This is a genomic window from Niallia sp. FSL W8-1348 (assembly GCF_038006745.1).
In the GTDB taxonomy this organism is placed as follows: domain Bacteria; phylum Bacillota; class Bacilli; order Bacillales; family Cytobacillaceae; genus Niallia; species Niallia alba.
This window is the reverse complement of sequence record NZ_JBBOVV010000001.1, coordinates 3120084-3143369: the sequence shown is the minus strand read 5'-3', so window position 1 is coordinate 3143369 and position 23286 is coordinate 3120084. Positions and strand designations below refer to the sequence as shown.

Annotated in this window: 22 protein-coding genes; 13 read left to right on the top strand and 9 right to left on the bottom strand. The window is 35.5% G+C overall.

The features are described from left to right. Window positions 1-2 precede the first annotated feature (2 nt). Genes NST60_RS14905 through NST60_RS14890 form a run of 4 tightly spaced genes read left to right on the top strand, consistent with a single transcriptional unit; the run spans window position 3 to window position 4411 of the window. On the top strand, window positions 3-824 hold the full coding sequence (locus NST60_RS14905; protein ID WP_016202055.1) for an ABC transporter permease: 822 nt from the start codon (window positions 3-5) through the stop codon (window positions 822-824). A 6-nt stretch (window positions 825-830) separates the two neighbouring features. Beyond that, window positions 831-1619, top strand: coding sequence for an ABC transporter permease (locus NST60_RS14900; RefSeq protein ID WP_016202054.1), 789 nt, complete (start codon window positions 831-833; stop codon window positions 1617-1619). Window positions 1620-1631: 12 nt separating this feature from the next. Further along, entirely contained in the window at window positions 1632-2690 is a 1059-nt protein-coding gene (locus tag NST60_RS14895; protein WP_224428088.1) for an ABC transporter ATP-binding protein, read from the top strand. A 14-nt stretch (window positions 2691-2704) separates the two neighbouring features. After that, entirely contained in the window at window positions 2705-4411 is a 1707-nt protein-coding gene (locus NST60_RS14890; RefSeq protein WP_224428089.1) for an adenine deaminase C-terminal domain-containing protein, read from the top strand. A gap of 166 nt (window positions 4412-4577) precedes the next feature. Here NST60_RS14890 and NST60_RS14885 read toward each other — a convergent pair whose 3' ends face one another. Further along, window positions 4578-5051, bottom strand: coding sequence for a hypothetical protein (locus tag NST60_RS14885; RefSeq protein WP_169189238.1), 474 nt, complete (start codon window positions 5049-5051; stop codon window positions 4578-4580). A 482-nt stretch (window positions 5052-5533) separates the two neighbouring features. On the opposite strand from NST60_RS14885, the gene NST60_RS14880 reads away from it, so the two are divergent. Both NST60_RS14880 and NST60_RS14875 read left to right on the top strand, forming a co-directional pair. After that, on the top strand, window positions 5534-6169 hold the full coding sequence (locus NST60_RS14880; RefSeq protein WP_224428091.1) for a hypothetical protein: 636 nt from the start codon (window positions 5534-5536) through the stop codon (window positions 6167-6169). A 176-nt stretch (window positions 6170-6345) separates the two neighbouring features. Beyond that, the gene (locus NST60_RS14875) at window positions 6346-7212 is read left to right on the top strand and encodes a metal-dependent hydrolase (protein WP_169189240.1); all 867 of its coding nucleotides are present in this window, start codon (window positions 6346-6348) and stop codon (window positions 7210-7212) included. A gap of 267 nt (window positions 7213-7479) precedes the next feature. Here the strand turns inward: NST60_RS14875 and NST60_RS14870 are convergent, their stop codons facing one another. Continuing rightward, complete coding sequence (locus NST60_RS14870; RefSeq protein WP_169189241.1) at window positions 7480-7653, bottom strand: pilus assembly protein N-terminal domain-containing protein; 174 nt, start codon at window positions 7651-7653, stop codon at window positions 7480-7482. Window positions 7654-7942: 289 nt separating this feature from the next. On the opposite strand from NST60_RS14870, the gene NST60_RS14865 reads away from it, so the two are divergent. Then, a complete protein-coding gene (locus tag NST60_RS14865; RefSeq protein WP_100525938.1) occupies window positions 7943-9058 on the top strand; it encodes an IS4 family transposase in 1116 nt (371 codons plus the stop codon). Window positions 9059-9270: 212 nt separating this feature from the next. On the opposite strand, the gene NST60_RS14860 is transcribed toward NST60_RS14865, so the two are convergent. Further along, the gene (locus tag NST60_RS14860; protein ID WP_205835669.1) at window positions 9271-9930 is read right to left on the bottom strand and encodes a DUF2264 domain-containing protein; all 660 of its coding nucleotides are present in this window, start codon (window positions 9928-9930) and stop codon (window positions 9271-9273) included. 95 nt (window positions 9931-10025) lie between these two features. On the opposite strand from NST60_RS14860, the gene NST60_RS14855 reads away from it, so the two are divergent. After that, entirely contained in the window at window positions 10026-10562 is a 537-nt protein-coding gene (locus NST60_RS14855) for a hypothetical protein (RefSeq protein ID WP_169189242.1), read from the top strand. Window positions 10563-10743: 181 nt separating this feature from the next. On the opposite strand, the gene NST60_RS14850 is transcribed toward NST60_RS14855, so the two are convergent. Further along, window positions 10744-11715 (bottom strand): iron-hydroxamate ABC transporter substrate-binding protein, encoded by a 972-nt coding sequence (locus NST60_RS14850; protein WP_224428093.1) that lies wholly within the window; start codon window positions 11713-11715, stop codon window positions 10744-10746. A 186-nt stretch (window positions 11716-11901) separates the two neighbouring features. On the opposite strand from NST60_RS14850, the gene NST60_RS14845 reads away from it, so the two are divergent. Beyond that, entirely contained in the window at window positions 11902-12939 is a 1038-nt protein-coding gene (locus NST60_RS14845) for a FecCD family ABC transporter permease (RefSeq protein ID WP_169189244.1), read from the top strand. After that, complete coding sequence (locus NST60_RS14840) at window positions 12939-13955, top strand: FecCD family ABC transporter permease (RefSeq protein WP_341099208.1); 1017 nt, start codon at window positions 12939-12941, stop codon at window positions 13953-13955. The genes NST60_RS14845 and NST60_RS14840 overlap by 1 nt, the downstream gene beginning before the upstream one ends. Before the next feature lie 150 nt (window positions 13956-14105). Here NST60_RS14840 and NST60_RS14835 read toward each other — a convergent pair whose 3' ends face one another. The 5 genes from NST60_RS14835 to NST60_RS14815 all read right to left on the bottom strand — a co-directional run bounded on the left by NST60_RS14835 (window position 14106) and on the right by NST60_RS14815 (window position 18736). Next, the gene (locus NST60_RS14835) at window positions 14106-14828 is read right to left on the bottom strand and encodes a LytR/AlgR family response regulator transcription factor (RefSeq protein WP_169189246.1); all 723 of its coding nucleotides are present in this window, start codon (window positions 14826-14828) and stop codon (window positions 14106-14108) included. Between the two features lie 547 nt (window positions 14829-15375). Next, on the bottom strand, window positions 15376-16092 hold the full coding sequence (locus tag NST60_RS14830; RefSeq protein ID WP_169189247.1) for an EAL domain-containing protein: 717 nt from the start codon (window positions 16090-16092) through the stop codon (window positions 15376-15378). Between the two features lie 244 nt (window positions 16093-16336). After that, window positions 16337-17062 (bottom strand): LytR/AlgR family response regulator transcription factor, encoded by a 726-nt coding sequence (locus tag NST60_RS14825; protein WP_169189248.1) that lies wholly within the window; start codon window positions 17060-17062, stop codon window positions 16337-16339. A gap of 409 nt (window positions 17063-17471) precedes the next feature. Beyond that, window positions 17472-18035, bottom strand: coding sequence for a TetR/AcrR family transcriptional regulator (locus tag NST60_RS14820; protein WP_169189249.1), 564 nt, complete (start codon window positions 18033-18035; stop codon window positions 17472-17474). Between the two features lie 2 nt (window positions 18036-18037). Then, window positions 18038-18736 carry an MBL fold metallo-hydrolase gene (locus NST60_RS14815; RefSeq protein WP_212118393.1) on the bottom strand — a complete coding sequence of 233 codons (699 nt, stop codon included), beginning with the start codon at window positions 18734-18736 and terminating at the stop codon, window positions 18038-18040. 618 nt (window positions 18737-19354) lie between these two features. On the opposite strand from NST60_RS14815, the gene NST60_RS14810 reads away from it, so the two are divergent. The 3 genes from NST60_RS14810 to NST60_RS14800 all read left to right on the top strand — a co-directional run bounded on the left by NST60_RS14810 (window position 19355) and on the right by NST60_RS14800 (window position 23182). After that, window positions 19355-20386, top strand: a complete 1032-nt coding sequence (locus NST60_RS14810; protein ID WP_224428094.1) for an NADH:flavin oxidoreductase/NADH oxidase — start codon at window positions 19355-19357, stop codon at window positions 20384-20386. A 700-nt stretch (window positions 20387-21086) separates the two neighbouring features. Then, window positions 21087-21497 carry a hypothetical protein gene (locus NST60_RS14805; protein WP_224428095.1) on the top strand — a complete coding sequence of 137 codons (411 nt, stop codon included), beginning with the start codon at window positions 21087-21089 and terminating at the stop codon, window positions 21495-21497. Window positions 21498-21640: 143 nt separating this feature from the next. Next, window positions 21641-23182: an Ig-like domain-containing protein gene (locus NST60_RS14800; protein WP_341099867.1), complete on the top strand. Its 1542-nt coding sequence runs from the start codon at window positions 21641-21643 to the stop codon at window positions 23180-23182. The last annotated feature ends 104 nt before the right edge of the window (window positions 23183-23286 follow it).

Here is a 23286-nt window from a genome sequence, read left to right as displayed (position 1 = left end):
TCTTGAAGAAACGATATTTATATTTACTCTTGTTACCTGGTGTATTATTTTTAACGATTTTTTTAGTAATTCCAATCCTTTCTATGATTGGGACAACATTCAATGACGAAGGAACCTTTAGTTTACAAGGGTATATCGATTTTTTTAAGGATAAATACTTTATCGATATCCTACTTACTACTTTACGCGTTAGTTTACTCACTACCTTTATCTGTATTTTAATTGGTTTTCCGGTTTCCTATTATATTGCAAAGCTACCTAGCAAAAGGAAAGCCATTCTCTTGTTGTTTACCATTTTCCCATTGCTGACAAGCCCTGTTGTTCGCTCCTTTAGTTGGATGATTATTATTGGGAAGAATGGCGTGCTAAATAAAACGTTATTGAACCTAGGCCTTATTCAAGAACCACTGAACATTTTATATACGCCAAATGCCATTATTATCGGTCTGGTTCACCTTTTTCTTCCATTAATAATCGTAACACTCGTCGGCGTAATGGAGAATATCGACAGTGATTTACTGCGTGCAGCAGAAAGCCTTGGTGCTTCCAAAATTGCGACATTTATGAAAATCATTGTGCCATTATGTGTTCCTGGCCTTGTTATTGGGAGTATTTTAGTGTTTGTAGGAAGCTTTACTGCGTATACAACACCTGCTTTACTAGGTGGAAAACAACGGGTTATTTCCACTTTTCTTTATCAAAATGCAATTACCCTAAATGATTGGAAGCTTGCCTCCATTGTAGCAACAATAATGATTATTTGTACCTTTATCATTATTGCAATCATGAATGGTGTTGCAAAAAAACTAAATCCAAAGGGGTAAACGTGTATGCAGGAAAAACATAGAGGATTGGCCCTATTTACTATCCTCGTTTTTATTTTTTTACTTGGACCACTTGTAATAATATCGATTACCTCTTTTGAGAGTGGAAGCATTCTGAAATTCCCTCCAGAAGAGTTTTCCTTTAGATGGTATGAAAATATTTTTAAAGTCGAGATGTTTTTAAGCACCTTTAAAACATCCATTATTGTTTCCCTAGCTGGAAATATTTTAGCTTTATTACTCGGAGTACCAGCAGCTTATGCACTGAGCCGCTTCAACTTTGCTGGCAAAGGAATCATCAATGCTATCTTTGTTTCTCCGATTCTTATTCCAGGAATTGTTCTAGGTTTCTCTTTTTTACGCTATATTGTTGTGACCTACAACCTTCCTATTTATTTATCCCTATTTATTGGTCATACGGTCATCATGCTGCCATTTATTATTCGCGTGATTTCTTCTAGTCTAGCAAACTTTGATTTTTCTATAGAAGAAGCAGCACTTAGTCTTGGCGGGACTCGAATCGGAACATTCTTTAGCGTGGTATTGCCGAATATTAAATCCGGTATTATTGCCGCTGTCATGATTGCCTTTTTAGAGTCCTTTAATAATGTAGATATTTCCGTTTATATGACTGGACCTGGTGTAAGTACGTTCCCTATTCAAATGCTGCTCTATGTAGAAAATTACTTTGATCCTACTGTTGCAGCCATCTCTGTTCTATTAATGTTCCTTACTGCCATCTTTATGTTTGCAGTCGAAAGATTAATGGGCTTGTCTTATTTCACGAAAAGATAATGGAGGATAAAAATGGCTTTATTTACTTTAGAAAATGTATCTGTCGCTTATGAAAAGAAAAATATATTAGAAGATTTTAATTTAAGTATTGAAAAAGGACAGCTTGTTTCTTTATTAGGACCAAGTGGTTGTGGAAAAACAACGACTTTGCGCTTGATTGCTGGATTTTTAGAAGCGAGTGAAGGGAAATTTATTTTTCAAGATAAAGATTATACAAGGGTTCCTGTGAACAAACGGAATTTTGGCTTTGTTTTTCAAAACTATGCACTCTTTCCCCACCTTTCCATTTTTGACAATATTGCTTTCGGCCTGCGTTTACGTAAAGTTAGCAAAAAGGAAATCGAGAAACGGGTTCAAAATATGCTAGAAATTGTAAACTTAAGAGGATTTGAACACCGCTTTCCTGGCGAATTATCTGGTGGTCAAAGACAACGAGTTGCGATTGCAAGAGCGTTAGTTATCGAACCAGACATTCTATTATTTGATGAACCGTTAAGTAATCTAGATGCGAACCTTCGCGTTAATATGAGAGTCGAGATCCGCAGAATTCAGCAGGAACTTGGAATAACTACAGTTTATGTCTCTCATGATCAAGAGGAATGCTTCTCCATATCAGATCAAGTTGCGATTATGAATAAAGGGGTCATTGAACAGCTAAGCGACCCTGCAACCATTTATAAATATCCAGAAACGAAATTCGTCGCTGACTTTATTGGATTTAAAAACTTTATTACATTTGATAAACGCACCGATCACAAGGATTATATCGAACTTGAAAAAGCTGGATTAGTATTTAGAATAGATCGCCATGCCCATATGGAAAATCCAAATAAAAAAGTTGGTGCCATCCGCCCCGATGATTTTATGATGGAACCAAGCTCAACCGCTATCCCAAAAAACGGCATGAATGGAACAATCAAAATTACAACATTCCTTGGCAGAAGCTATCAATATGTGGTGGAAACGGCCCTCGGTAATTTCACGATTAATAAAGAAATGGTTCAACCATTTAAAAACGGACAAGAAGTAACGGTAATTATTCCACAAAATCAAATGGTGCTTGTGGAATAAAGGAGGGGGTTTTCATGCAAGTTGATACACTCGTTTTAAACGGAACAGTATTCAATAGTTATTTTAAACAATTTAGAAAAGAAAATATTGCCATCAAGGATGGTAAGTTCTTTTATATCGGAAAAAAGGGGCAAGAATTTTTCCAAGCAAGGGAGATTGTTGATGCTACTGAAAAATACATTGTACCAGGCTTAATTGATATTCATCTGCATATCGAAAGTACAATGGTAACACCTGCAACATTTTCCTACGGATTAATAAAAAATGGGGTAACAACGATCATTCCGGAACCCCATGAAATGGCCAATGTATTTGGAATTTCCGGTGTGAAAGAAATGATAAAAGCAAGCAAAAATGAAGTGGTCGATATGTTTTACGGTATCCCAAGCTCTGTTCCTGCTACTTCAATGGAGACTACAGGTGGTTCCATTGATATAGAAGATATGGAAGAGTTGTTGCAGACAGAAACTATCAAATGTTTAGGCGAAATTATGAATTACTATGATGTTCTTACAAAGCCTGATTGCAAAACCAATCAAATTCTAGATTTTGTTCGCGAAAACTATCCTGAACTAATCATTGAAGGTCATGTTCCTAAATTGTTAGATGTGGAATTACAAGGCCTAGCATTCGCTGGCGTTGGTTCTGACCATACTCACCAAACAGTTGAGGGCATGAAGGAAAGAATTGGAATTGGGATGTTTTTAGAAATTCAAGAGAAATCGATGACACCAGAAGTAATCGAGTATCTCATCGAAAATCCAGTAAAAGAACATTTCTGCTTTGTTACGGATGATGTTATGGCTGATTCCCTTCAAAAAAGGGGTCATTTAAATGTATTACTGAAGAAAGCTATTTCGATGGGAATGTCTATTGAGGATGCCATTTATGCTTGCACCTATACTCCTGCTCAACGAATGAGAATGTATGATAGAGGGGTCATTGCACCAAGTAAAATCGCTGATTTTGTGGTAGTCAGTAATATAGCGGACTTTTCCATTGATGCTGTGTATAAAGATGGCGAAAAGGTGTTTGATGAAAAACTACCATATGTGCAGAGCGCTCGTTCTAAACAATTTCCTGCCTCTTTCTATGAAAGTGTAAAACTCTCACCACTTCATGAAGAAGATTTTGAAGTGCGTATAGACACAGATAAGAATAGTGTAACCGTTCGTACCATTCATGTGCAAAATGGCTCTACTTTTACAGAAGAAAGACAAGATACACTGGCTGTGAAGGCGGGTAAATTGCAATGGATGGATAGCTCTTATTGTTTAGTGAAAACATTTGAACGTTACGGAAAAAATCAAAATAAAGCCCATGGCCTAATTGGTGGAGACATTCTAAAGAGAGGGGCTGTCGCAACCACCTATTCCCATGATAATCACAACTTATTAGTTGTAGGGAAAAATAAAGAAGACATGCAACTCGCTGCAAATGAAGTCATCAAAAACCAAGGCGGTATATGCTGTGTGCATAATGGAGAGATCCTTTCCATGGTGCCACTACCAGTTGGAGGCATCCTTTCTGAAGAACCTTTAGCAGTCATTGCTTCTCAAGTAGAAAAGTTAACAGATGCTTTAAAGTCATTAGGGTATGAACATTACAACGTAATCATGTCTTTAAGTACCCTTTCCTTGCCTGTAAGTCCCGCCCTAAAGATAACAGACTATGGGTTGATTGCAGTGAACGAAGGCAAAGTCGTTTCATTCGAAGTTTGAGAGAGATAAAAGGGCGTTCTTGTGATGAGAGTCAGTTGGATTTCGATTGAATTTTGATAGCTTAAAATTGATTGGGCTTCTAAAAAGACTTGTATACAGCTTTTTAGAAGCCACATTTTGCAATTAATAATATGGATACAATAGCACTAATCTCATGAAAATAAATTTATACTTCTTGCGATTTTTTATCAAAAAATAAATTTAGATCTGTTTTATCTGTATCTTCTGCTAAGGCATTATGTATACTATCCTGTAATAATTGCATCTTTTGTTTTTCAAAAAAAGGAACACTAATAACATTGGTTGTCCCTGATTTTTCAATTGTAAGTATAGTTTGTATACCATTCCCAACAATCCCTACACCTATTAGGAGTATAATCAATCCAAAAATACTGGAACTTAAAGAACCTAATCCTATAAAAAATATAATTAGTCCTAAAAGAATGCGTTTAATATGATATTTTGATGATAAAATAGCCCCAGAAATATTTTTTAAAGGAATGCTTTGTTGGTCTTTACCTGCTGGAATAAATCCTAATATTGTGTTTGATAGATTTGTTTTCACAAACCTACTATCGACTTCTACTTTTCCCTTAATCCAAAAGAATAATAAATTCATCGAAAATACTACTTCTCTCATTTCCCCATCTCCTCTTATTAAATTTTTTCAACAATAGTACAATATTACCATAAAATAAAATGAACGGTATACCTTTTATTGGAACAATAGTTAATTATACCTATATATTTCGACTCATTTCCTTTTTCTTAAGAGAAACCGTTTCTGCTATGAGGTGTAATGAATGTGAGCACTAAAAAAAGTCTTTTTTTCGAAAGAAATGAAGAGCAAGCCTATTTAAAAATAAAAATAAGATTTGTTTGGAAAGGCGCCCGCTCGACTCCGATGGGAGCTGCGAGAAAATTCGAAATAGCCCCAGAAAGCATGGCAATCGTCTCGGAAATCCATTACAATATCCCATTTTAATACTATGCTATTTTCAATCGTCAATTTATGCCGTATTTTAGTAGTCTCGAACCGTCCCTATGTTTCCCTCCAATAAATTGCTATAATGAAAGTAAAGTTAAATATTACTTAAATTAACATGTATTGGTGATGATTTTATGAACAGAATACTATGGGCTACTTTTATTTTTATTGTATTATTTTTAGGATTAGCAATAATGAGTGCAATGGAAGTATTAAATCAACCAGCTATCAATGGGATTTTTTCGATTCTGCTTTCTGTCTTTATTATGTTTCTTTTAGATAGCTTCTTACAACTTCTTTCTAATAGTGAAACAAGATGGAAAAAGAAACATTATAAAAACCTTTTAGAATGGGTTGATGATGGAGGAAATGGCGGCAGAAGACTAGAACAAAATCTCTTTAAAGACATCAAGCCAAAATATAATCTTGTGGATAACCTTGAGCTTATAAAAGAGGCCTTTACTAAAATCGATAAGGAGAAAAGAGAGCTTTTACTAGCCTATTTTAGGGCACAAAGAAATACAGTCTCCCTTCCCGCCACAATTATAGCTATTTTTTCTACTCTATTCGCTGGAGTCCTTTTGTATTTCATTCAAAATCCGAGGATATTCAGCATAGAAATTACAGTAAATGCTGAATTTGATTTCTTTGTACAACTATTCACATGGATTTTCTTTTTCATCATTGTGATGTATCACCTTGTAAAGATGAATAAAAGAACATCCACCAAAAACGAACTATATATTGAAATATTAGAGAAAATAAAGTGAAACTTCCATCAGTGGGGGTTTTCCTTCATCCCAATGATGGTTAGTTGAACCAATCGGACCTTTACGGACAGTTGATCTCCCACCTATCTCCCTCTTATTCTCATGAGCTTGAGGAGGGAGTTTTACTGTCAAAGTGGGATAAAGTAAAGATTATTCGTTGCAAGAGCGGGGGAAATATGGATACTATTACACATACCTTATTTGGAGTCGGAATCTATCAAAGTGTCAATAAAGAAAAAATGAATAAGAAACAAAAATATGCCCTTCTTATTACATCCATAGGTGCCAGTCAAATCCCTGATATTGATGTTATATCACAGCTTTGGGATACTACTGGTCAATATCAGATGTGGCATAGAGGAATTACGCACTCTATTTTTCTAGCTCCTCTATGGGCATTATTCTTTTACATTATCAATCGTTTGGTATTTAAAACAAAGGGAATTCAATCCTATTTCATTGCACTTCTTGCAGTATTTATCCACAATACTAGTGATGTGTTTAATGCATGGGGAACAGGTTATCTCGAACCATTTTCATCTGTTCGATTAACTTTCGGTACGGTTCCTATCGTTGATTTAGTGATATGGTTCATCTTTTTATTAACATTTATCGGATCCAAGCTTTATCCTAAAGTAAAAACACATGTATTGTTCCGTATTGGCTGGGTGCTAATTGTGCTTCATATTGCTATTCAATCTATACAAGGCTCTATTTTATACAAAAATTATAAGACGGATTATCAGGATCTTGCACTATCCGCCAGCTTTGTCCCTTGGCATTTTACCGTTATTGGCAAAAATGACAATACAATTGATATTATTAATGATTCGCTTCTAACAAAGGCTGATTTCGTGGAGCGAATTACTTCTAGCAATGAGGCAGATCTTAATCTGTTATTTGCAGAAAATCCTGCTGCAGCTACTCTTTATAAATGGTCACCCTTTGTTGTAGTTGTAGATGATAATAATAGAATTGGCATATATGATCCACGATTTTACCGCAATGGTGACTCCTTTTTAGGGGAATATTGGGATAAGTAGCATGATACTATGTTTTTTATCTTTTTTCTTTCATGGAAACCATCGTATTTCTATTTAAATAAGAACAATAAAGCAAACGTCCAACAGTGGGGATGACTGCCCATTAAAAGTGGGATAAAAATGGCCAATCAGTGAGATTACTACTTCCTCGCTGATTGGCCATTCTAGCAATCGAGCTTTATAAAAAGCCTTTACGAAATAACTTCGTATTTTATAAGATTTATTCCAAAATTATTTTTTATTGTAAAATGAACAGCAATGTACCATTCATTTCGTCACCCTAACAACGATTGTATCCGTTTTTGCATTTTTCGTAGTTACAACCACACTTGTCGTACCAATCTTCTTCGCCAATAATAATCTTTCTTGGTTAATAGAGGCAACCGATTCATTTTTTGTAGATATTCTATAGTAAAGATATTTAAATTTTCTTTTCGGCAATTAGTAAATCCGTTAAGGTCATTCAATGCTTCAAGTAGAACATGTAAGAAATTACACATTCCTGATAAAACCTTATGGAACACGTTTTATAGGGAGCTAAAAAACTCCCTATAAAACGTGACTTATATCAGTAATTTATTTATCCAATTTCACTAGTGTTGCGTTAATTTAATTTAACTATTAAAAATACTTGAAATGTTCAATTTTATCATTTTATGCAAAGAAAAAGTCCTTTATAATGGATAAGTTAGGTGGTAACCCGTCCAAATCCACTAAAAAGGACTATCGCATGGACAAGATTACACGAAAAACTTCATTTGGACAATGGTTTTCACCAATAAATCTTCAATTATTTGAAGAAAACGTGAAAACGTTGAAATTAGATTTCTATACGAAAAAACTAACGACAGAGTCATTTCTAAAATTATTACTTTTTGCGCAGCTAGAAGAAGTCGAAAGTCTGCATGCGCTGAGCGATTGTCTTTTCGATGATCAACTGCAAAAGGGCATTGATCTTGATTCTATCAGTATTTCCCAACTCTCACGCCGTTTAAATGGCATGAATCCAGACTTATTCCAAAAGCTTTTCCTTGATTTAGTTTCACAAATTCATGCCAAAACGCACAACACGAAACTTGTGATGCCATTAAAAATCATTGATTCAAGCACATTGCCTCTCAATTTGACTAATCATAAATGGGCAAAATTCCGCAAAACAAAAGCGGGTGTTAAATTGCACTTACGCCTTGTGTTTATGGAAAAAGGTATATCCTATCCCGAAAAGGCCATTATGACAACGGCCAAAGAACATGACCGCGGTCAGCTTGAAGTAATGGTTGATGACAAGGAATGTATGTATGTGTTTGACCGTGGTTACTTAGACTACGAACGCTTTGATCGGATGACAGATGACGGCTACTTTTTCCTTTCTAGGCTGCGAAAAAACGCAGTCATACGGGAGGTTTACGATTTTAAACTACCCGAGAATACATCTGTTTTGTCGGATCAAATGGTGTTGATTGGTACGACGCAAAACCGTGCCGAAAATTACTTTCGTCTTCTAAAAGTGATTGATTCAAAAGGAAATGAGCTTCATTTAATCACAAATCGTTTTGATTTAAGTGCTGAAGAAATCTCAAAGATGTATAAATCACGCTGGGCGATTGAGTTATTTTTCAAATGGATTAAACAACATCTCCATATCAAAAAGTTTTACGGCCAAAGCGAATGGGCAATTCAGAATCAAGTGTTTATCGCACTTATTGTTTTTTGCCTGCATGTTCTCGCACAAATCGAGACAAAAAGTAAACGAAAAACCCTACAAATTAGCCGATATTTACGGGCAGCTTTGTGGAAACCAGCACATATTTGGCTTCGAAAGATTGAAGGAAAAACCATTCCTTAATAAACAAATTGTCGTCGTCTCTTAAGTCTAATTGTAAAAAAATTTCCAAATGGATGGATCCACCTTTAGTTGGGTATTTACTTTTTTGGCTCTTAACAGGGGACATATTTAAACTGAATATTCTAACAACATTTATGCAACACTAGTGATCCAATTTAACAAATAATTTTTTATTACCTACAGTAACTCTGTTTACATTCTAGATGGAAATTCTAGATACTATGATCAATGGCAATTTCTTCCCCTTGCCATATTTTTTTACTACTCCAGTCTGTATCCTTCTCTTTCCAAAAAGCAGCATTTTCAGAAATCCCCAATGGTAGAAATACTGCTAAACAAAGGTATAAACTTCCAATTCCAATATAGGATTCAGCTAAAGCAGGTTGATGTCCACATACCCCAGGCAAGAGCCACCCTTTTTCATCAAACGTCCCAGCTGCACGAATTCCCTTTTCAACCACAGCTGTTAAACCACATCTTACTTGAGCAGGCGTGACATTAGTAGGTAAGGAATCTTGCAGCGCTGCTTGAGCCAAAGCTTGAAATGCTCCAAATCGATATGTACTGGAACGACCAATCACAGGATAAGTTCCATCCGGTCCAATCAATCTTTCTTGAATAGCGGCATAACGGATAAACCGGGGTACCATAATTAGCAACGCAACCATTGAGAGGGCAAAAATTTGAATGCTTTTTGGAATAAAGCGCTTTAAAATTTTCTCTAAGTGAGAATAAACATAAATGGCAACAATTGCCGGAATTACTGTTCCAGAATAAGTCATTAAAACTGTCGGAATGCCAAGAAAATCAACAGTAGTTCCATTTTCCGTTACAAGTCCTACAAAGTTAGGCTCTAATAAAGAAATTTGCACGCTCTATCGGATTTGATGACTACTTTGACTTAAAAGATGCAGCGCCTTTTATTGAGAACCGATATCAAAATGATTTAAATTATATCTCTAATATCTTGTCTTCTATTGAAAAATCAGGGACAGAAAGCTACTTTGATGCCATCATAAAAGATATTGAAGCATACAAAAAGCAAATTGATTTAGAAGCTATTGACAGACTAGCAAGGGATATCCTTCATTTCAAAAATGTTGCTTCATTTGGCTTATTATTCTCAGAATCAGCGGCCTTTGATCTACAATATAAATTAGCTTATAATGGGAAATTTATTGTAACCTTTCAAAGCGATATTAAACAAGAGGAATACATTGCAGAAGCAGAAGAGGATACGCTAATCATTATTTTTTCTAATTCAGGAAACTTCTTAGAAAAACAGCAACTTCGGGCAGGAACACCTAAGAAAAATGTATTTAAAAACACAAAAGCAAAAATCGTCGTCATCTCCTCCAATCCAAAGGTAAATGACTACGATTTTGTTGCCGATTCCATTCTCTTCCCACATCAAACAGATATCCAAACCCACTCCTTTATCTATCAAATCGTAATGGACATGCTCGTTTCAAGATTTCGATATTATAGAAGAAGGGAATCATAGGAACGGTTCTTGTGAGGACAATTCATGGAGTTTTATTTGTTTAAACTAAAATTCCTAGAAAAAATAAAACGCCAAGAAAAAGTATTCATCCCTTTTTCTTGGCGTTTATAATTTAGAGAAATGTCCTCAGTAGAACCGTTCCCCTGCTTTCCTCCACTACAAAATCAAAGAGTATATACTCTTATTTCACTAAACTTTCCACAACGTCGTCAATGATTTGTGTGTTAGCGATTGGACCGGAGTATAGCCAGCTTGAGTCTGGGCTGTATTCGTAAATATTTCCGTTTTTCACGGCCGGAATATTGGACCATAAGGAATCTTTTAATACTTCTGCTCCTTCTCCATCACTGTTAATTAGGAAAAGATGATCTGCATCAAGTTGTGCTAATTTTTCTAATGAGATCGCTGACCAGTTACCTGTTGCTGTAGCAGAAATTTCTTTTACAACTTCTGGTACTTTCAACCCTAAATCTCCATATAATACCGCACCGCTTGATACATTTTCTCCTACAATAAATAATTGATTGGATACAAGCCAGATTGCTGCTGCTGATTCATCCTTAATGGATTCTTGAATTTTCCCTTTTGCTTCTTCTGCTTTTTTATCATAGTCAGCTAGTACTTTTTCTGCTTCCTCTTTTTTCCCTACTACATCCCCTATTGTTTGTAATCTAGTACGCCAGTCATTATTATTTTCTTTGGCAACTACATATGTTGGAGCAATCTTCGCATATTGATCATATTTCGCCCCTTCTACTACTGAAGCTGAAGACATTAATACTAAATCAGGAGTAAAGCTAGATACTGCTTCGTATGGCAATGCAGAATCAATAGTTGGAACATCCTTTAAATATTCTTGAAGGTAATCTTGCACTCCTTTTCCTTCTTGAATGGACCATTGTGCAACTGGAGTAACTCCTAAGGCTACTAAGTCATCTTCTAGATAAGAACCAATAACACTTTTAGGCTCTGCTGGAACTGTTACTTCATTTCCGATTGCATCTGTTACTGTACGATCCTTCGCTTCTTCGGAAGATCCGTTCTCTTTATTTCCATTATCTTCCTTACTATTATTATTTCCACATGCTGCTAACACTGTGAAGACAAGTAATAAGCATGTAAATAATACAAACTTCACTTTACGGTTGTTCATTATGTATCCTCCTAATATGATATAACTAGATTATAAATGATAACGATTATCACTTTCAATATAAATATCGATTTTCAACTAATTTTATAGTAGAATTAATTAAAAAGTTTACCACCGTTATTTATTATTCGACAATTTACATATTATTATTATCTTTATTTTACCTAATTGGAAAGTGGGTTCTTCATGAGTAAAAGTCATTCTATAGAAAGTGAAAAAGCAACGGTATTTCGACCAAAAGCAGCAACTTTAGTTATTATTATTGGACTCATCTTGCTGTTTTTTTCTATTTGCATGTCCATCATACTAGGTGTCGCTGACATTAACTTCTCAACTGTTTTGCAAGGGATTTTTCATTATGATAGTACTTCAACCGCTCATCAAATCGTTTATCGTTTACGTTTGCCGAGAGCGCTTGCGGCAGCCTTTATCGGAGCAAGTCTTGCTGTTTCAGGTGCGATAATGCAAGGGATGACGAGAAATGCACTTGCTTCTCCCTCTATAATGGGTGTAACATCTGGCGCTATGTTTACTGTATCTATTGCATTTGCTTTTATGCCTTTTGTTTCAAACATGACGATTATGTTATTTGCTTTCATTGGCGCAGGTTTAGGTTCGGCTTTAGTGTTTTTAATCGGTGCTCTCTCCAAAAGGGGATTAACACCAATGAAATTAGCCCTTGCCGGTACTGCTATTAGTGCACTTCTTGGTTCAATTTCAACTGGCATCGCCCTTCGCTTTGATGTTGCAAAGGATATTAGCTTTTGGTATGCAGGGGGAGTCGCAGGCGTACAATGGATTAATGTTCAATTACTTATTCCCATAGCAATTTTAGGATTAATTCTTGCTTTTTTCATTAGCAAATCCATTACGATTTTAAGTTTAGGGGAGGACGTTGCTGCAGGTTTAGGGCAAAAAGTTGGTTTTGTGAAACTATTGGGTACCGTTGTTGTTTTACTTTTAACTGGAGCTGCAGTTGCAGTCGGTGGAACAATAGGCTTTGTAGGGCTTGTTGTTCCTCACATCGTTCGTTTTATTGTAGGATCGGATTATCGTTTAATTATTCCTTGTTCGGCAGTTGTAGGTGCTCTTTTATTAGTGCTGTCAGATGTAATTGCACGTTTAGTTCACCCTCCTTTTGAGACACCATTAGGAGCAATAACTGCTATAATTGGGGTTCCTTTCTTTCTTTATTTAGCACGTCGCGAAGGGAGAGGTCTATAATGCTTTCTTCAAATTCAACTAATAGGAAATTATATATCATTAGCGCTATTCTAATTGGGACAATTATTTTTGTATTTTTTCTTAGTTTAAATATGGGAACCATAAAAATTAGCCCAATAGAAGTTATAGAAACTTTTACTGGCAAAGGCTCCACTCAAAATTTTAATATTTTATATAATTTTAGACTCCCACGAACAGTCATTGCCATTTTAATAGGAATTGGAATGGCTATTGCCGGGGCAATTTTACAAGGTATTTCCAGAAATAGTTTAGCGGATCCAGGGATTATTGGTATCAATTCAGGTGCTGGCTTCGCAGTTATTCTTTATATCTTCTTTATTCAAGGAAGCTCTTTTCAAGCTGGTCCCTTATCTGTTTATATCATGCCATTTTTTGCACTGGCTGGAGCATTAGTTGCAGCCGCCTTAATATACATAATCGCATGGAAAGATGGGGTTACACCTGTCCGCTTAGTATTGGTTGGTATCGGAATTAATTCTGCTTTTGGTGCTTTAATCATCATTTTTCAATTGATGATGGATCCTCGTGATTTTACCCAAGCAACTATTTGGCTATCAGGGAGTATCTGGAGTGCAAGCTGGAGTTATGTTCTTGCCCTTTTACCTTGGATCCTTATTCTAGTTCCAATTGCAATGAGTAAGTTTCAATCAATTAATCTATTGCAGTTAGGAGATAACCTCGCAAAAGGACTCGGTGTTTCCATTGAAAGAGAACGAGGAATACTTTTACTCATTGCTGTCGGACTTTCAGGAGCTTGTGTTTCTGTCGGCGGAGGAATCTCCTTTTTAGGACTTCTTGCCCCACATTTAGCAAGAATGCTTGTCGGTCCAAAACATCAGCGACTCCTACCAGTAGCAGCACTAATAGGAGCCCTTCTGCTCTTAACATCAGATATAGTCGCAAAAAGTCTAATAGTTGGCTCAGAAATACCAGTCGGCCTTGTTTTATCCTGTTTAGGAGCACCATATTTTATCTATCTTCTTATTAAGGAATAAGGGAAGCAGAGGGGCGGTTCTTTTTGTTCGAATTCGGGGCTGGTTCTTGTGAGGACTATTTCGTTATTACAAGAGCCTCGATGTGTAAAAAAGCAGAAAAACAGCCCTCAATAAGACCGTCCCTCGACTCTTCTTTCCTTTCAAATAATCTTATCGAATAAGCAGCGAATGAACTTCTCGAATTTTTAATTTTGAAATGTTTGCGCTTTTATCTGTTCCTTCGAAGTAAGCCAAATAAGATTCACCGAATAATTCAATTCGAGTGATTCTCTTTAGGTTTACAAGGAAGGAACGGTGGGTACGATAAAAATACCAAGGTAATCGATCAACAAAAGATAGAAAAGCCTCCGTTGTTTCATAAGATGACTTTACAGTGTGAATGATTGTCTTTCGAGCTATTATCTCTATGTATAGTATATCTTCTATTCGCAAATAGAAAAAACGATTGCTTAACTTAATTAGAATTCTCTTGTCTTTTCCGTTCTGAGTAGTTCTTTTAATTATGGAATGTGATTCTTTTATTTTATATAAAAGGGATAGCAGTCGTGATTCCTCAATAGGCTTGAATAAATAACCAATTGCTGAATAATTGAATGCTTCTATTGCCAACTTCTTTTCCCTTCCTATTAAAATCAACTCAAAAGCGGGAAGATAATCCTTATACGCGCTATTAAAAATAGTGGAATGGATAGAGGGTAAATCATAGTCAACAATAATAATATTGGGTCTTTCCAGATAAATTAATTCTAATAATTCTTCACCAGTCTTTGCTTCACCTATTATCTTAAAACTAGAATGTATAGCAATAGATTCTTGTAAAAAAGAACTTATATGTGAATCTACTTCAGCTACCGCTATCGTTAGCGTTTCCATTCTTTCTCCTTTCTATATAAGACTACACCTGATGATCCATTTGATTATCTCCCATTTCATCTGGGTAATGATTGTATAGTTAAGGAGTCCTAAATGCTAACTAAAGTAACCAAAAAGTTTAACATAACCATCTATTCCTTTTACTAGCAACAAGGTTTTCGTCCCATACTCCCTCATATATCTCTAAGTCTTTAAGTAAAATATAACTACTTTCTTATAATATTCCAATGGCATTTTGAACTATTCTCTCGGGTCTCCCATCCTAGCTATACAAAAATAGCTGCCCTCAAATGTTTGAATCGCATGTTAGAAAGCGAAATCTAAACAAAGTGTTACGACAGCTTTTTCTATAAAGAAAACTTCCCTCAGTGGAGGTTAGTTGCACTTATCGGACCTTTACGGGCAGTTTAGCTTCCTCGATTTTCTGCAGCTTGCGGTTGGGTTTTGCTGCTCGTTAAGAGTGAGATAAAACAATATTATACCCATTACTCTCTTTATTAAATAGGAGTAGAAGAAGAAAAAAGATGGACCTTTCATTATAATCAGCTTATACTAACATTTCTGGTTTCCCTAGCAGAAACCCTTGCCCAAAAGGAACCTTAAGTGCTTTTGTCATAGCTAAATCTGTCTCTTCTTCAATTCCCTCAAGGATAACTTTCATCTTTTCATCTGCAAAGTCCATTAGTAAATGGACTATTTTTTGTTTTTCGGGAGAAAAGGCTAAATTATTAGAAAAATAGCGATCAAGTTTAAGATAGTCTGGAGACACCTCCATGATATTTTGAAAGTTAGCGACCCCTTTTCCAAAATCATCTAATGCAATCTGAAACTGGTTTTCCTTTAAAAACTGGAGTTTTTCTTTAAATAGTGGTAAATCCCATAATTCACTATCTAGCACGGTTTCATTTAATTCGAAAATAATCTTGCCTTTCATAGCAGGAAAATTTTCTACTAATGATAATATAAACGATTCAAATAATTCATCTAATAGAGTCGATGGAAATATATTGATAAATAGTGGCTTCTTCCTTCTTGCTGAGAGTGTCTGGTAGTGTTCAATCGTATCGTTGATAAGAAAGGTATCTAATTTAGATAAATAATTCTCTTTTCTTGCATTAGCAAAAAAAGTTTCTAACGGTAAGTCTGGATCATCAGAAATACGCAACAATGATTCATATCCAATTATTTTCCATTCTTTTATATTCCAAATAGGCTGGTATACATGATAAAAATTTTGGCTTTTTAATCTTTTTATTATATCCACTTAGGGTATCCTCCAAAATAAACTAAAAGTCCTGATTCTCTCCATTTGACCTAATCATACAAGTAAATGTACCGAAATTGTCATTAATTGTCTATTCGATATACCGCCATTGAGACGTATTTTCAGTCATTTACGAATGAAAAGCATACATTTTAAACAGAACTTGATACATTTCAGAGCTTCTACAAAATGTTCCACATTTCGACATATTTATTTCTAACTAACAGATAAAAAAGAACTACTTTTATAAAAACATCAATACCCTTTTCTTGACCTCATCAATTTTCAGCTTGGATATTTTCGCTTGTCTATTAACTCCATTAAAGGAAGCAATATATGTTTCCTTATATGGACTAATTTCCGTGACTTTTTCTAGATTGATAATATAGGAGCGATGTGACAGACAAAATGAGCCATTCAATTGATGCAATAACTCTCCGATATTTTCTCGTGTTTCAAATACATCCCTAGTTGTATAGATAACACATTTCTTATCTATCTTCTCAATAAAATATATTTCTTCTTTTTTAATATAGTACATGCCCTTACTATATTTAACTGGCAAATTATTGATAGAGTGGAATGCCTGATTCTCTTTTTGCTTTTTTATTATTTGTTTTGCTTTTATAATCGATTTTGATAAGCGAAAATTCCTAATTGGTTTCATTAGATAATCTATTGCTTCTAATTCTAATGCAGTTAGTGCATACTCTTCAGAATCCGCAATAAAGATAAAGTTAACATCCTTACATAATTTATAACACTGTTGCATTACTTCCAATCCATCCTTGAATGGCAGATTTACCTCAGTAATAATTAAATCTGGCTTGAACTTGATAAATTTATCTAGTAAGTCCTTGCCATTATTACACTCATCAATAATTTCAATATCTGAATGTGCTTTTAGATAATGACGAATACAGGCATTTATTCGGTTGTCTTTATCAGCTATAATTGTCCTTATTGACATAGTTTACTCCTTTCCCTCCGCATCCACTACCTTATTTCTGTCTTGTTCTTTAAAAAATGACTAATGTTATCGATTAGCCGCTGTATATTTACTATTGCGAATATTATCGTTATTATTAATAGAGGATATTTCATTAATTAGTTAAGTGACTGAACTATTTTAACACGTTCTTTTTTTTTAAACCACATATATGTTTTCTCAGCAAATTTTTCTCCAAAAAAAAGAGCCACTACGAATAGTGACTCCAATAAAGTGAAACTTCCATCCGTAGGGGGTTTCCTTCCTCCCTACTGATGGTTAGTCGAACCAATCGGACCTTTACGGACAGTTGATCTCCCACCAATCTTCCTCGTATACTCATAAGCTTGAGGGCGGAGTCTTACTGTCCGTTAAGGGTGGGATAAACGATTTAATGCCTTTCTAAGCCTTCTATAAAGGTAGAAACTAAATAATAAAAACTTTCATTCACATCTATCGGCATCCCAAACCCATTATGGTTTTCTATGGATGCAAAGCCATGGAGAATGCTTCTTAAGCCACGAATAGCATGAATGGTATCTTCCCTGCTTAAATTGTAAGGGCTTAATACTTCTGTCAACAATGCAATTATTTGATTGGCAGCAGCGGTAATTTCTGTCCCTTTCTTTGAAGTGGATTCGATAGTTAACTCATATAATCCTGGCTGCTCTCTAGCAAAGGTTAAGTAAGCAATACTTAACGGATGAATCGCCACTTCTTTTTTGACCTGGGAAACTGCTTGTTTCAGTACTTGATAGAGGTTTTCGAGAGCTCGTAATGTGAGTAGATTCATAATATCGGGTAGTCCGCTAATATGATTATAAAGAGAAGGAGATTTAACTCGAAGTCGCTTCGCCAAGTTAGCCATCGTTACTTCCTTTATCCCTTCTGTATTGGCAATCTCTATTGCTGATGTAATAATATCTTGGGTTGTTATCCCTGCTCGTGGTGACATAGTTATCCCCTTTCTCTTTCAAGTAATGATTCAATGGATAGATGAGCATTTTCAAGTAAGTTTCCATGCCCAGTGGCAAGAAGACTTATATTAAGAGGAAGTATTTTTTTTGCACTCTTTATCGCTTCTGCTTTATTCCAAGTAGCCATTGCTGGAAATGGAAAAAAAGCTCTAAATTGACCGCTAACAGCGAGGCCTCCTCTTGTTTGAAAAGCATCTCCAACAATCAAACTATTATCTCGCTTATCAAGAAATCCAAAACTCCCAGGTGTATGACCTGGTAAAGCAATGCACAACAGAGAACCAATTTGTTCACCATCTTTTATTAAAACGTCTGGTTTTGTTTGAATATTTTTTGGTAGGCCACCTTTTAAAACAAATGGCTCCTCTTCCTTATCAATGGTATGATCCCCACTCAATATTCGAGCATCTCTTACCGATATATATACCTTTGCGTTCGGTAGTCTCTCTTTTAAAGCATCCAATGATCCAATATGATCACCATGGGCATGGGTTAAAATAATTTTCGTAATTGGCTTTTTTCTTTCTTCCGCAAACGCTAGAATTTTTTTATAGCTAAAAGGTAAAGCAGCATCAATTAATGTTAATTCTTCTCCTTCTTCAATCAGATAACAGTTTACTGGAAAAATCATTGGCAGAAATGTTAACTGATATAAATAATTACGTTGGATTATTCTCAATAGATTAACCTCCTCAACAAAACTAATGGTATTAGTTTTCATTTTAACTAATACCATTAGTTTTAGCAAGAAATAACTTTTAAAACAAAAAAATACTCCTTATCAAGAGTATTATAAAAGTTAATTCATTTATTTATTATAGACTTATATCTCTCTTTTTTTGCCGCAACGCACACACTTATTGGAGTAATAGCTAAATTTATGCCGTCTTTTAAGAAAACAGATAATGGAACGTAATTTCACTTTATCATCTCCATCCCCCAATAATTTGAGTATTCAATTGTCTTCCTCTGTGAAGTTGCGCCTTTTTTTTACTTGAAGCCGCATTTTAGTAATTATATTCATTATATAACAACATATTAATAAGATAAAATAATATACCTTTAATTTACTGTATATTTAAAATATTTTAATATTAAAATTGATTTCTCTTAATGGATAATTTTTTTTACTAGTATTTAAGGTTCTAAAATCCACACATACTAGAGGGAGACAACGGATCTTTTTCCCCCTTTTGTGCATAATAATTTCTTGTTGAAAGCAGAATATTTGAATTAAACGATCGCTAGTGGTAATTTTTAGACAAACAATTAAATTTCAATGAAAGAAGGCTTGGATATGAAAGATCTATTTTCTCCTTTTTCTTATAAAGGATTAGCATTAAAAAACCGTGTAGTGATGCCTCCAATGTGTCAATATTCAGTGGAGAAGAAAGATGGAATCGCAACAGATTGGCATTATGTACATTATGTAAGTCGTGCGATTGGTGGAGCTGGGTTAATCATTATTGAAATGACCGATGTAGAACCCGATGGTCGTATTTCCGATAATGATTTAGGTTTATGGTCTGATGAGCATATCGCACCATTAAAACGCATTGTAGATGCATGTCATCAATACGGCGCAAAAGTAGGTATTCAAATTGCCCATGCTGGTAGAAAAGCAGAAGACGCACCACAGCCAGTATCAGCATCTGCTATTCCATTTGATGATAAGTCAAAAACACCAAGAGAATTATCAACAGAAGAAGTAAAAGGCATGGTAAAGAAATTCCGCCAGGCTGCTGCTCGTGCTATTAAAGCTGGATTTGATACAATCGAGTTGCATGGTGCTCATGGTTACTTAATTCACCAGTTCCAATCTGCTTACACAAACAAACGGGAAGATGAATACGGCAAAGATCTAACAAAATTCGGTGTAGAAATCATTAAAGCTGTGAAAGAGGAAATGCCAGCAGATATGCCGTTAATCATGCGTGTTTCTGGTAAAGAATATGTTGAGGGTGGATATGATATTGAAGACAGTGTTGCATTTTCTAAAAAGTATGAAGAAGCTGGAGTAGATATTTTCCATGTCAGTGCGGGTGGAGAAGGTCCAATTGCTGCTGCAGGTAAACCAGGAACACATGTCGGATACCAAGTTCCTTTAGCTCGTGCATTTAAACAAGGATTAACTGTACCAGTTATTGCAGTTGGAAGATTAGACTCACCAGAATTAGCAAACTCTGTTATCGGAAACGAAGATGCAGATCTTGTTGCAGTTGGAAGAGGCATGCTTCGCAATCCATATTGGACCATTGAAGCTGCTGCACAATTACGAAAAGAAACAGAAATTCCTAAACAATATACGGTAGCATTTCCACAGAGATAGGGATATGTGATAATTTTTGATAAACGAGCACCTGGGAAAGAACTTCTCAGGTGCTCGTTTTTCTAGAGGGACGCAGAGAGATAGTTCTAGTGATTTCTTTTTTAAAGGCATCACTAGCAGATTCATTCCATTTTATGGTATTATCTTCTCAAAGGAGCTGATTGCTAAGTGATAGATTTTGTTCTTGGTCTCTTAAGCACTGTTGGGGACATTTGCGCAGCAATTGCAGCATCTGCTTTGGAAAAACTAGAAGGTAAGTAACGCTCTCAGAGGGACGGTTCTACCGTTTCTCTTTTAATTTAGTACCCCAAAAAAGGGAAGCAGAGGAACCGTCCGAGGGCACAGAAAAACTGGCTAGTTAATGATGATGGACAATAGCCATTTTTAAACATAAGATGATGGATTTGTTTTCCGAGGCGTCCGCTCGCTTTCCATGGGGCGAGCGCCAAGCCTCCTCGTCACTACGTTCCTGCGGGGTCTCGGACTTTCTCGCAGCTCCCATAGGAGTCGAGCGGACGCCTCTCCAAACCAACCTTATTTTACTTTCAAATATGCTTGCTCTTCATTTCGCACGAAAAAAAAGACTTTTTCAGTGGGCTCGAACCGTCCCTCTGCTTCCCTTTTTTTGATGATTTTTCCAATGAAAACGTTTATAATCATCCTGTAATACTACTAATCTATTATTGGAAGAAGGGTTCGAATGAAAAGGAATCTAGCTATGAAAGCTATTGTTATGCTGTTATTAGTTTTTTCATTAGCGTCAGGAAGTACTACTCTCGATGTACAAGCTGCCGCTAAAACTTTAAAAACCGGGGTTTATGTTGTAGGAAAGGATTTATCCCTAGGTTTAAATAAATTTACCATTTCCAGTGGTACGGCAGAATTATACGTTGATCGAGGAGATTATACAATTATTGAGGAAGAAATTGATAGTGATAATTACTATAGTTCCAATCAATTTGTTGCCAGTTTAAAAAAAGGGGATATAGTTGGACTCGATCTATCCCGAGGTTCTTCTCCAGTAGAAGTCGCGTCTATTTCAAAAATTAACTTAAAGAAAATATCCAATGGTTTTTATGAAGTTGGAACCGATATACCTGCAGGAAATTAAACCATTAATTTTGATAATCCTGATGATGAAGAAGATGTAGTATATATAGGCATCTACGATAAAAACTATAATGAAAAAAGAACGGATATCCTCTATCCAGAAGACGAACCTTATTCGGATACTATCTCTAAAGGAGACATAGTATACGTCTACTATATGATTGGTACAATAAGCTTTACGGAAAAAACATCATTCCACAAAGCATTACTTTCAATAAATCTAGTGTTTCGCTTAAAGTAAACCAAACTGAAAAATTAACTGCTACAGTACAACCAGCAAATGCTACAAATAAAGGATTGACCTGGTCAACAAATAATGCGGCAGTAGCTACAGTTGATGCAAGCGGAAATGTGAAAGCCGTAAAAGCAGGAAATGCAACAATCACTGCAACAGCAAAAGGCAATCCTAATATAAAGAAGAGCATTACCGTTACTGTTACAAAAATTGTACCGACTGATTTGAAACTAAGTAAGTCTACTTTAAATATCACAAAGAATCAGACATTCAAAGTATCTGCTACTATAACACCTGCAAATGCAGCTGATAAAACGGTGCAATGGAAAAGTTCTAACACAAAAGTTGCAACGGTTGATACAAAAGGGAATATAAAAGGAGTGGCTAATGGGAAAGCAACGATTACCGCTACTGCCAAGGATAACTCAAAAGTTGCTAAAACAGTTGCAGTCACTGTCTCTGCTAAAACGGTAAAAGTAAATAAAACTAGTTTATCTATTACAGAAGGGAAATCAGAAACACTCAAAGCAACTGTTTCCCCTTCAGATAGTACCGATAAAACAGTTAGCTGGAAATCTTCCAATACCAAAGTAGCAAAAGTAGATAGTAAAGGGAAAGTAACAGGGGTGAAAAAAGGTACAGCTACCATTACAGCTTCAGTGAAAGGAGCTAAAGAGGTAAAGGTAAAAGTGACAATTACTGCCCCAGTTGCTGCTAAATCAATAAAGGTGAATAAAACAGCCGCTACTTTAGATAAAGGAAAAACACTAACTTTATCTGCAACAGTTAGTCCTAGTAATACAACCAATAAAACAGTAAAATGGAAAACATCGAATGACAAAGTAGCCAAAGTAGACAGCAAAGGAAAAGTAACCGCACTAGGTGCAGGTACGGCTAAAATTACCGCTTCCACTACCAATGGAAAAAACGCAACTGCAACGATAACCGTACCTTATGTAAAAAGCTTAAGTGCAGGAACATGGAAAGCAGGCAAAGACCTTCCTGCTGGTCGTTACAAAATTACAACTAATTCTGGTAGTGGCAATTTATTTATCGGAATGGGAACCGATCGATTTATAAACGAAATTCTTTCAAGCGAGCAAGATGATTTCGGTGTTATTGCTGTGACAACCGACATTAAAAATGGCGATTCCATTGAAATTGCAGGATTAAATAATGTGCAGTTTAAGCAAGTATCCAACGTTAAATCAAATACTCTCCATGCTGGATATTGGACTGTAGGGAAGGATATTAATCCAGGAAAATATAAAATAACAACACCAAGCGGTTCTGGCAATTTAATTATTTATAGAGGAAGTAGTTTGTTAGTAAATGAGATCCTTTCTAATAAATCAGATGACTACTCTGTAACTAGTGTAACCACTACACTAAAAACAGGAGACCGGATAAATATTTCCAGCTTAAATAAGGTTGTTTTCACAAAAAAATAATCGACTCTCTCAAGATCAGAAGAATCTCTTCTGATCTTTATTTGTGTTTTTATTTGCAATATACATATTTACCACATAGAAAGAAACCTATAACAACAAAAAAA

Bases quoted from the DNA above. Each gene is read 5' to 3' on its own strand.
- NST60_RS14900 (WP_016202054.1), top strand. From the start codon at position 831: ATGCAGGAAAAACATAGAGGATTGGCCCTATTTACTATCCTCGTTTTT.
- NST60_RS14895 (WP_224428088.1), top strand. From the start codon at position 1,632: ATGGCTTTATTTACTTTAGAAAATGTATCTGTCGCTTATGAAAAGAAA.
- NST60_RS14890 (WP_224428089.1), top strand. From the start codon at position 2,705: ATGCAAGTTGATACACTCGTTTTAAACGGAACAGTATTCAATAGTTAT.
- NST60_RS14885 (WP_169189238.1), bottom strand. From the start codon at position 5,051: ATGAGAGAAGTAGTATTTTCGATGAATTTATTATTCTTTTGGATTAAG.
- NST60_RS14880 (WP_224428091.1), top strand. From the start codon at position 5,534: ATGAACAGAATACTATGGGCTACTTTTATTTTTATTGTATTATTTTTA.
- NST60_RS14875 (WP_169189240.1), top strand. From the start codon at position 6,346: ATGGATACTATTACACATACCTTATTTGGAGTCGGAATCTATCAAAGT.
- NST60_RS14865 (WP_100525938.1), top strand. From the start codon at position 7,943: ATGGACAAGATTACACGAAAAACTTCATTTGGACAATGGTTTTCACCA.
- NST60_RS14850 (WP_224428093.1), bottom strand. From the start codon at position 11,715: ATGAACAACCGTAAAGTGAAGTTTGTATTATTTACATGCTTATTACTT.
- NST60_RS14845 (WP_169189244.1), top strand. From the start codon at position 11,902: ATGAGTAAAAGTCATTCTATAGAAAGTGAAAAAGCAACGGTATTTCGA.
- NST60_RS14840 (WP_341099208.1), top strand. From the start codon at position 12,939: ATGCTTTCTTCAAATTCAACTAATAGGAAATTATATATCATTAGCGCT.
- NST60_RS14835 (WP_169189246.1), bottom strand. From the start codon at position 14,828: ATGGAAACGCTAACGATAGCGGTAGCTGAAGTAGATTCACATATAAGT.
- NST60_RS14825 (WP_169189248.1), bottom strand. From the start codon at position 17,062: ATGTCAATAAGGACAATTATAGCTGATAAAGACAACCGAATAAATGCC.
- NST60_RS14820 (WP_169189249.1), bottom strand. From the start codon at position 18,035: ATGTCACCACGAGCAGGGATAACAACCCAAGATATTATTACATCAGCA.
- NST60_RS14810 (WP_224428094.1), top strand. From the start codon at position 19,355: ATGAAAGATCTATTTTCTCCTTTTTCTTATAAAGGATTAGCATTAAAA.
- NST60_RS14805 (WP_224428095.1), top strand. From the start codon at position 21,087: ATGAAAAGGAATCTAGCTATGAAAGCTATTGTTATGCTGTTATTAGTT.